The sequence below is a fragment of the Longimicrobium sp. genome (assembly GCA_036389795.1).
Classification (GTDB): domain Bacteria; phylum Gemmatimonadota; class Gemmatimonadetes; order Longimicrobiales; family Longimicrobiaceae; genus Longimicrobium.
Map to the genome: position 1 here is coordinate 1 of DASVWD010000087.1, position 7,667 is coordinate 7,667.

A 7,667-nucleotide genomic window follows, 5' to 3' on the forward strand; every position below is an offset into this window, starting at 1 on the left:
CGCCAGGCCACGATCTTCTCCGCGGCGCCGGGGCCCACCTTCGGCAGCCGGTCCAGCTCGTCGGCGCTCGCCGTGTTCGGGTCGATCCTCTCCCCCGCCTCCAGCGGCCTCGCCCGGCGCTCGGCGCGCGCCACCTCGCCCCGCACCTCGTCGCGCAGCGCGGCGAGCCCCCGCGCGTCCGCCTCGACGGTGGAGCCGCCGGTCAGCTCCGCCGGCTCGGGCCCGCTGCGGAGCGCCCGCGCGCCGACGCCGGCGGCCAGGAGGAGGGCGGCCACCCCGAGCGCCAGGCGCTCCTGCGGCGTGGTGCTCATCGGCGCTCCTCCGGCATCCCGCGATAGACGACCTCGGCCAGCACTTCGCCCACCGCCCAGAGCGTCTCGCGGTCGAGCAGCGCCACCACGTCGTCCACCGAGTGCTGGAAGCGGTTGGCGGCGCCGTACTGCGGGTCGGTCACCAGCACGGCGGGGATCCCGGCCGCGCCGAGGAGCCGCACCCGCTCGTCCGGCACCGGGGGGACGCTGTCGGCCACGAAGACGGTGTCCAGGTCCAGCTGCCGCGCGATGGTCCAGACCCGGTCGACCAGCCGCGGCGCGGCCCGGAGCGACGCCCCCTCGCGCGGGAACTTCGCGTTCCTCTCGCCCACCAGGTCGAGGACGACGGCGTACCGCGGCTTCGGCCCCTGCAGGCTCGCGAGGTAGCGGCGCGTGCCGAGGTAGAGGTCGTCCGCGCCCGGGCCGAAGTCGTCGCCGTCGGCCAGCAGCAGGTCGACGCCCACCGGCGGGGGCTGCTGCTTGAACAGCTCCGCCAGCGCCACCAGCACGGCGGTGGGCGCGGCGCCGTCGTTGGCGCCGGGGACGGGGCGGCGGCGGTCCAGGCTGTCGCGCGAGCTCTCCGCCCGGCGGCGCGTGTCCCAGTGGGCGACCAGCAGGACGCGGTTCGCCGAGTCGGGGTGCCAGCGGGCGAGCACGTTGGCGAGCTTCACCGCGCCGCCGTCCGCCACCGTGTCGGTGAACGGCTGCAGCACCACGCTGTCGGCGCGCATGCCCATCTGCTCGGCCAGCCAGGCCAGCTCCGCCTCGTGGCCGCGGTGGCCGGCGTAGCGGGGGCCGAACGCCACCTGCTGCACCAGGAACGACCAGGCCAGGTCCGGGGGGAAGTCGGGGCGCTCGGCGCGGCGCTCCCCGCACGCCGCGAGCGCGGCGAGGCAGAGGAGCGCGAGCGCGCGGCGGCCCCCGCTCATGGGCGGCATCACGGGGCTTAACAATGGATTAGGGTGGACCGGGCGGGGGAGCGTGCGCTTGTACGGGGCGTCGGGACCCGGTATACTACGCCCGGCCGCTCCCGCGCGGCAAGTCCCTTTCGACACTTTCGATGAAGATCCTCACCCGCTACCTGCTCCGGGCCCACGTCGGGCCGTTCCTCTTCGCCTTCCTGGCGCTCACCGGCGTGGTGCTCATCAACACCCTGGCCCGCCGCCTGGCCGACCTGGCGGGGAAGGGGCTGCCGCTGCGCGTGGTGCTGGAGTTCTTCATGCTGGCCCTGCCGGCCACGGTGGCGCTCACCTTCCCCATGGCCGTGCTGGTCTCCATCCTCTACACCTTCTCCACCTTCACCGCCGAGAACGAGATCACGGCGATGAAGGCCAGCGGGATCGACCTGAAGCGCCTCCTGCTGCCGCTCCTGGCCGTCGCCGGGGTGCTGACGGGGGTGATGATCTGGTTCAACGACCGGGTGCTCCCCGAGGCCAACCACCGCTGGAGCCAGCTCTTCCTCGACATCGCCCGCAAGACGCCCACGCTGATCCTGCAGGCGCAGACCATCAACCGCATCAGCCCGCAGACCAACTCCGCGCAGACGTACTACCTGCGCGCCGCGCGGGTGGACCCGGGGACCAACCGGCTGTGGGACGTCTCCATCTACGACGTGAGCAACCCCGGCGTGGTGCGCTCGATCTACGCCGATTCGGGCCGGGCGCTCTTCAACGCCGCCCGCACCGACCTGGTGATGCGCCTCTACAGCGGCCACATGCGCGAGGTCAACCTCGACGACCCCAAGACCTTCCGCCGCATGACGTTCCGCGAGCAGGTCTTCGGCATCCCGGGCGTGGGGACCACGCTCCCCACCGGCGACCGGGGCGAGGGGTACCGCGGCGACCGCGAGATGACCATCGGGATGCTGGAGGCCCGCATCGACACGCTGAAGAAGGAGCGCGAGGGCGTCTACCGGCGCATCCAGGGGCTGGCCGACGCCGACCTCCGCTACGCGCTCTCCGGCGGCGCCGACGCGCCCCCCGTCGGCGCCGAGGAGCGCGCCCTGAACCCCGTGCCGATCCAGCCCGGGATGGCGCCGCCGTCGGAGGGGGGCGTGCCCGTCCGCACGCGCCGGACGGCCGACGAGCTGGAGTCGGCGCGGATGCGGGTGGCCGAGCTGGAGCAGCAGATGCGCGAGTACGACGTGGAGGTGCACAAGAAGTACTCCATCGCCGTGGCCTCGCTGGTGTTCGTGATCATCGGCGCCCCGCTGGCGCTGCGCTTCGGGGGCGGGGGGATCGGGATGGTGATCGCCACCAGCATGATCATCTTCGCCCTCTACTACATCGGCCTGATCGGCGGCGAGGCGCTGGCCGGGCGCGGCTACGTGACCCCCCTGGTGGCGATGTGGGTGGTCAACGCGCTGATGACGGTGCTCGGCGTGTTGGGCCTGGCGACGATGGGGCGCGAGACCTCCACCGCGCGCAGCAGCATGTGGGACACCATGCTGCAGGCGTTCAGAGACTTCTTCGCCACCGTCTTCCGGCGGAGGGCGCGCGCATGAGGCTCCTCTCGCGCTACGTGGCCCGGCAGTTCCTCACCACCTTCTTCCTGCTGGTGATGGGGCTGCCGCTGCTGTTCATCATCGGCGACGTCACCGACAACATCGACACCTACATGGAGCGGGGGATCACGGGCGGGCGGCTCCTGCTCGGCTACGTGTACCAGTTCCCGCTCTTCATGGTGTACGCCTTCCCGATCGCGGCGCTGGTGGCCACGGTGTTCACCATCGGGGGGATGACGCGCCACCAGGAGATCACCGCGGCCAAGGCCGGCGGGGTGAGCTTCTACCGCATCTTCCTCCCCGTGGTGCTGCTGGCGGTGCTCCTCTCGGGGGCCGCCTTCGGCCTGGGCGAGCTGGTGCCGATCACGCTCATGCGGCGCGCCCGGCTGATGGGCGAGAGCCAGATGCTGCGGCAGGGCCCGCGCATCAACTTCGTGTACCAGACCGAGAAGGAGGGGGTGCTCACGGCGCGGAGGCTGGACCCGGGGGTCAACGAGATGAGCCAGGTGGTGCTGGAGCGGAACGTGACCGCACGCGCGCCGGGGCTGCACCGCATGGCCGAGCGGGCGAGCTGGACGCCGCGGGGCGGGTGGCTGCTGCAGAGCGGCTACGTGCGCGAGCTGCACGCCGACGGGCGCGAGATCACCACGCGCTTCGACTCGCTGCGCGTGCCCGGGCTGGTGGAGACCCCCGAGGACCTGCTGGCCGAGCCCAAGGACCCCGAGGCCATGGGCTACCAGGAGATGTCGCGCTTCATCGGCGCCATCGAGCGGAGCGGCGGCGACGCCAACCCGCTCAGGGTGGAGCGCGCGCAGAAGCTGGCCATCCCCATGGCGGTGATGGTGATCGTGCTGTTCGGGGCGCCGCTGGCCACCAGCAACCAGCGCGGCGGGGCGGCGTTCGGGGTGGGGGTGAGCCTGGGGGTGACCATCGTCTACATGCTCCTCTTCCGCGTGGGGAAGGCCGTGGGCAGCAGCGGCGCCATCGACCCGCTGCTGGCCGCCTGGTTCCCCAACGCCCTCTTCCTCGTCGCCGGCCTCATCCTGATGTCGCGCGTGCGGACGTAGGCGCGCAATCCACGGAGTCGACTCCGATGAGTGTACAGACGGTGAAGGAGAAGGTCCTCCAGGCGGTCGGCGAGCTGCCCGACAACGCGACCTTCGAGCAGGCGATGGAGCGGATCTACTTCCTGTACAAGGTCGAGTGCGGGCTGGCGGAGGCCGACGCCGGGCACGTCGTTCCGCACGAGGAGATCAAGCGGGAATTCCAGCAGTGGCGCGGATAGTCTGGACGTGGCAGGCTCGCGCCGACCTGCGCGCGATTCGTGAGTACATCGCCAAAGACTCACCGCTGTACGCCGATGTCTTCGTCGACCGGCTGATCGGGTCCGCGGAACGACTCCAGGAATTCCGCGCTCCGGGCGGATCGTTCCGGAGTACGCCGATCCGGACATCCGCGAGGTGATCGTCGGAAGCTACCGGATCGTGTATCGGGTTGAGAGGTGGCGCCGTCGAGATCGCTGCCGTCTTCCACTCCGCCAGGCCGCTTGCGCTCGGCGACTGGTCGGAAGAAGCGCCCGGCGCTGAATGAGCGAGATTCGTCAGACGCAGAATCGCACATCATGGCGGCCGATTGGAAGGGTTCGATCGGCCGCCATCGTTTCGACGCGCATCTCCGGTCGAGCCGGAAGAAAACTCTTGCGCCCGCGCTCCTCGCGCCGTAGAGTGTCGCCACCCGCCGTCCACTTCGTTCGCTTTCCGCCCGCCCGATGCCCAACTCGTCGAACTACACGCAGTGGATTCGCCTTCTCGACTGGAACGGCCTGAGCGGCCTTTGGTCGGGCATCAGGACCGGGAGAACGCCGGGCTGGGAGCCGGGGAAAGCGTTCGAGTACCTGATCCTGCGCGCGTTCGAGCTCGACGGTGCCGAGGTGCGCTGGCCGTACGTGGTGTCGCTGGCCGGCCGGGTGGTGGAACAGATCGACGGCGCGGTGTACGCGGCGAATCTCTCCTGCCTGGTGGAGACCAAGGACACCGCGGGTCCGGTGGACTTTGAGGCGGTCGCGAAACTGAGGCAGCAGCTGCTACGCCGGCCCACGGGCGTGTTCGGGCTGCTTTTCGCCCGGTCCCGGTTCACGGATGCGGCGACGACCCTGGCCCAATTCGTCGCGCCTCAGAATATTCTCCTGTGGACCGGTTCCGACGTCGACGCCGCGCTCAACAGGCGAGGGATCACCTGGGCGTTGGAAGCCAAGTACCGGTACTGCGTCGAAGAGGGACAACCGAACCTCGGCCTTCGCCCGACGGTGCTGTAATGAGCGTCTTCGTGGTAGCTGAAGAGCCCACGGACGTGCAGCTGCTCCAGCGGCTGCTACCCGCAGCGGCAGATCCCGAAGTCCGCGTCGTGGACGGTGGGATCAGCACCTCCGCAACCTCGGTCGCGAGCTCGATCCGGGCGGTTCGCGGAGTGCCGGTGATCCTCGTGCTCAACGCGAGAACCGTGGACGAGGAGAGCATGCTCGAGCGCGGGACGACGGTCCGGAACCTGTTGCGGTACGGTGGTCCTCCCGTGCGTTCGGAGCTCGTCTTCGCCGTGCCGGAGCTCGAGGTCGTGCTCTTCCACGATCCCGAGGTCCTGGAGCGGCTGCTGGGGGTCGAGATCCCGGAGAGCGCGCGGATCGAGGCGCGCTTCATCCCCAAGAAGGTGCTGGCGCGGCTGCTGGAGCAGTCGGGGCGGTTCGCGGGCGAGCTGGAGCTGGTCGAGGCGCTGGACGACGCCGCGGCGAAGCGGCTGGCGCAGCATCCGCTCGTCCAGCAGCTCGAAGCCCTGATCGCCGACGTCCGCGCGCAGCCCGTGCCCGAGCAGTACCGCCTGCGGCCGACGGGGTGAGGCAGACATCGGATGCAGCGCGAAGCGGGCTCCCCGGCCGGGAGCCCGCTTCGTTGTCTTGCACCAAATCCCGGGTGAACTGTGTGTGGTCAGAGAGTCGTCAGGCATTCACCCGATTCGCCACCCACCAGAACCGTTGAGTAGATCCCTCGGGTCGCTACCGCTCCCCTCGGGATGACATCTGTCTGGTCTGCTCTTCAAACGGATCTGGTATTGCGCCGGTCCCCGCTAGCGCTCCCCGCTGCCCCCGCGGTCCACGTCCTCCACGCCGATCTGCCGGACGGCCTCGTGCGCACGCTCGACCTGGTCGCCGAGCTCGCTGGTGTCGCGGGCCAGCTCGCGCACGTCCTCCTGGTTGTCGGCCGCCTGCCGCCGCGCCTCGTCCAGCTGCTCGCGCCCCTCGGCCAGCACCTCGCGGTTGCGGCTGAGCGCCTCCGCGGCGTCGGCCTGCGACTCGGCCAGCTCCTCCTGGCGCTCGTAGGTCTCCACGTCGTCTTGCGCGCGCAGGTGGTCGGCGGCGCGGATGTCGGGGTGCGGGTGGCCGCCGGCTCCGGCCGCCGTGGGGCGCTCCAGGTCGGCGTCGTGCTCCGCGTCGCCGGCGAGGCGGCGGGCGGTCTCGGCGGTCTCGCGGAGGTCGGCGTCGCCGGGACGCGTGGGATCGCTCATCGTCGTGCTCCTGCGGTTCAAGCGGTGCCCGGCTGCGCGGAATCGGCCGCGGGGAGCGTACGGCTTGCAAGCCGCTCGCCAGCGCGCCCCCACCGCGTGTCCACGTCCTCCACGGTCGCGCGTTGTTCTTCCGAAAGCCGAATGGACCACCCTCACCCGCCGAAAAAGACGATGCGAACCCTCGTCCGCCTCCGCCTGGCCGCCCTCCTCGCCGCCGCGCTGCCGCTGGCGGCCGCGTGCGACAACCCGTTCGCCTCCGACGCGCGCGAAGAGCTGAGCGACGCCCGCCTCCGCTGGGAGCGCGCCGGGATCGACGACTACCAGTACAGGGTCACGCGCCACTGCTTCTGCGGGTTCACGGGCCCCATGCTCGTCACCGTGGTGGACGGCGCCGTGGTCTCGCGCGTCTTCACCGAGAGCGGCCAGCCCGTGCCGGCCAACGTCCACGCCAGGATCGGCACCGTCGACGACCTGTTCGAGCTGCTCGAGGCGGCCCTGGACGAAGACCCCGCGGAGTTCGACGCCAGCTACGACGGCCAGCTCGGCTACCCCGTGTCCGCCTCCATCGACTACAGCGTCAACGTCGCCGACGAGGAAGACGGCTTCGGGGTGAGCGAATTCATCCCGACCGGCCTGGCACGCTGAGCGCGCGGCGGCGTGCTCCTTGCCGGGCCTCCGGGCGTCCCAGCGATCCCCGCGACCCCGGAGGTCCCGTGCTGCTGCGCCGCGTCCTGCGCCTGCTCGTCATCGCCGCCACCGTCGTCCTCCCCGGCTGCGTCGTGTTCACCTGCCGGGTCTGATTACCGGAACCGAAGACAGCAGGCCTCACGCAGAGTCGACACAGTCAGCGGAGAACCCCTCCGTTTACTCTGCCGACTCTGCTGACTCTGCGTGAGAAAAGTCTTTTGCCGTATCTGTTCGGGCGCGTGACGCTCCGGCGGGAAGCGAAGCGCCGGCGCCGCACCGGGACGGACCCGGGCGGCGCCGGCGCTCGCGTGCTCCGGGAGGGAGGAGCGCGGAGGGTCGGCGGGCTGGGGATGAAACGGCCGGCCCGGTCAGCGGGCCGGGGGACTTCATACCACCTTCCGAAACCGACTGTGCATTCCATGCCACACACGAAGTCATCCTGAGTCTACCACCGCGCTGCGCGCGACCACGGAGGATGAAACGGGTGTGGGAGCATAAATTGGGCGGGTGGCGTCGGCAAAGAGGTCGGTAAGCTCATTGGTGCGAGAGAGCCCGTTCCTGAGTCAGACCCGGAGTCCTGAGAGCACCACGGATTGCTGCCGGGCCGCTAG

Annotated in this window: 9 protein-coding genes; 6 read left to right on the plus strand and 3 right to left on the minus strand. The window is 70.7% G+C overall.

The features are described from left to right. A partial coding sequence (locus tag VF746_11405) for a helix-hairpin-helix domain-containing protein (GenBank protein HEX8693020.1) occupies nucleotides 1-311 on the minus strand: 311 nt, incomplete at its 3' end. Further along, nucleotides 308-1,240 (minus strand): M28 family peptidase, encoded by a 933-nt coding sequence (locus VF746_11410; GenBank protein ID HEX8693021.1) that lies wholly within the window; start codon nucleotides 1,238-1,240, stop codon nucleotides 308-310. The genes VF746_11405 and VF746_11410, both read right to left, overlap by 4 nt. 131 nt (nucleotides 1,241-1,371) lie before the next feature. Between VF746_11410 and VF746_11415 the strand changes: the two genes are divergently transcribed. From VF746_11415 to VF746_11435, 5 genes are all read left to right on the plus strand, one after another. Then, nucleotides 1,372-2,814 carry an LptF/LptG family permease gene (locus tag VF746_11415; protein ID HEX8693022.1) on the plus strand — a complete coding sequence of 481 codons (1,443 nt, stop codon included), beginning with the start codon at nucleotides 1,372-1,374 and terminating at the stop codon, nucleotides 2,812-2,814. Next, the gene (locus VF746_11420) at nucleotides 2,811-3,881 is read left to right on the plus strand and encodes an LptF/LptG family permease (protein HEX8693023.1); all 1,071 of its coding nucleotides are present in this window, start codon (nucleotides 2,811-2,813) and stop codon (nucleotides 3,879-3,881) included. Before VF746_11415 ends, VF746_11420 begins: the two co-directional genes overlap by 4 nt. 26 nt (nucleotides 3,882-3,907) lie before the next feature. Then, nucleotides 3,908-4,099, plus strand: a complete 192-nt coding sequence (locus VF746_11425; protein ID HEX8693024.1) for a hypothetical protein — start codon at nucleotides 3,908-3,910, stop codon at nucleotides 4,097-4,099. Nucleotides 4,100-4,582: 483 nt separating this feature from the next. Further along, the gene (locus VF746_11430; GenBank protein ID HEX8693025.1) at nucleotides 4,583-5,128 is read left to right on the plus strand and encodes a restriction endonuclease; all 546 of its coding nucleotides are present in this window, start codon (nucleotides 4,583-4,585) and stop codon (nucleotides 5,126-5,128) included. Between the two features lie 254 nt (nucleotides 5,129-5,382). Then, nucleotides 5,383-5,703: a hypothetical protein gene (locus VF746_11435; GenBank protein ID HEX8693026.1), complete on the plus strand. Its 321-nt coding sequence runs from the start codon at nucleotides 5,383-5,385 to the stop codon at nucleotides 5,701-5,703. Between the two features lie 228 nt (nucleotides 5,704-5,931). Here VF746_11435 and VF746_11440 read toward each other — a convergent pair whose 3' ends face one another. After that, nucleotides 5,932-6,369 (minus strand): hypothetical protein, encoded by a 438-nt coding sequence (locus VF746_11440; GenBank protein HEX8693027.1) that lies wholly within the window; start codon nucleotides 6,367-6,369, stop codon nucleotides 5,932-5,934. A 171-nt stretch (nucleotides 6,370-6,540) separates the two neighbouring features. Here VF746_11440 and VF746_11445 point away from each other — a divergent pair, with 171 nt between their 5' ends. Continuing rightward, the gene (locus tag VF746_11445; GenBank protein HEX8693028.1) at nucleotides 6,541-7,014 is read left to right on the plus strand and encodes a DUF6174 domain-containing protein; all 474 of its coding nucleotides are present in this window, start codon (nucleotides 6,541-6,543) and stop codon (nucleotides 7,012-7,014) included. Nucleotides 7,015-7,667: the final 653 nt, after the last annotated feature.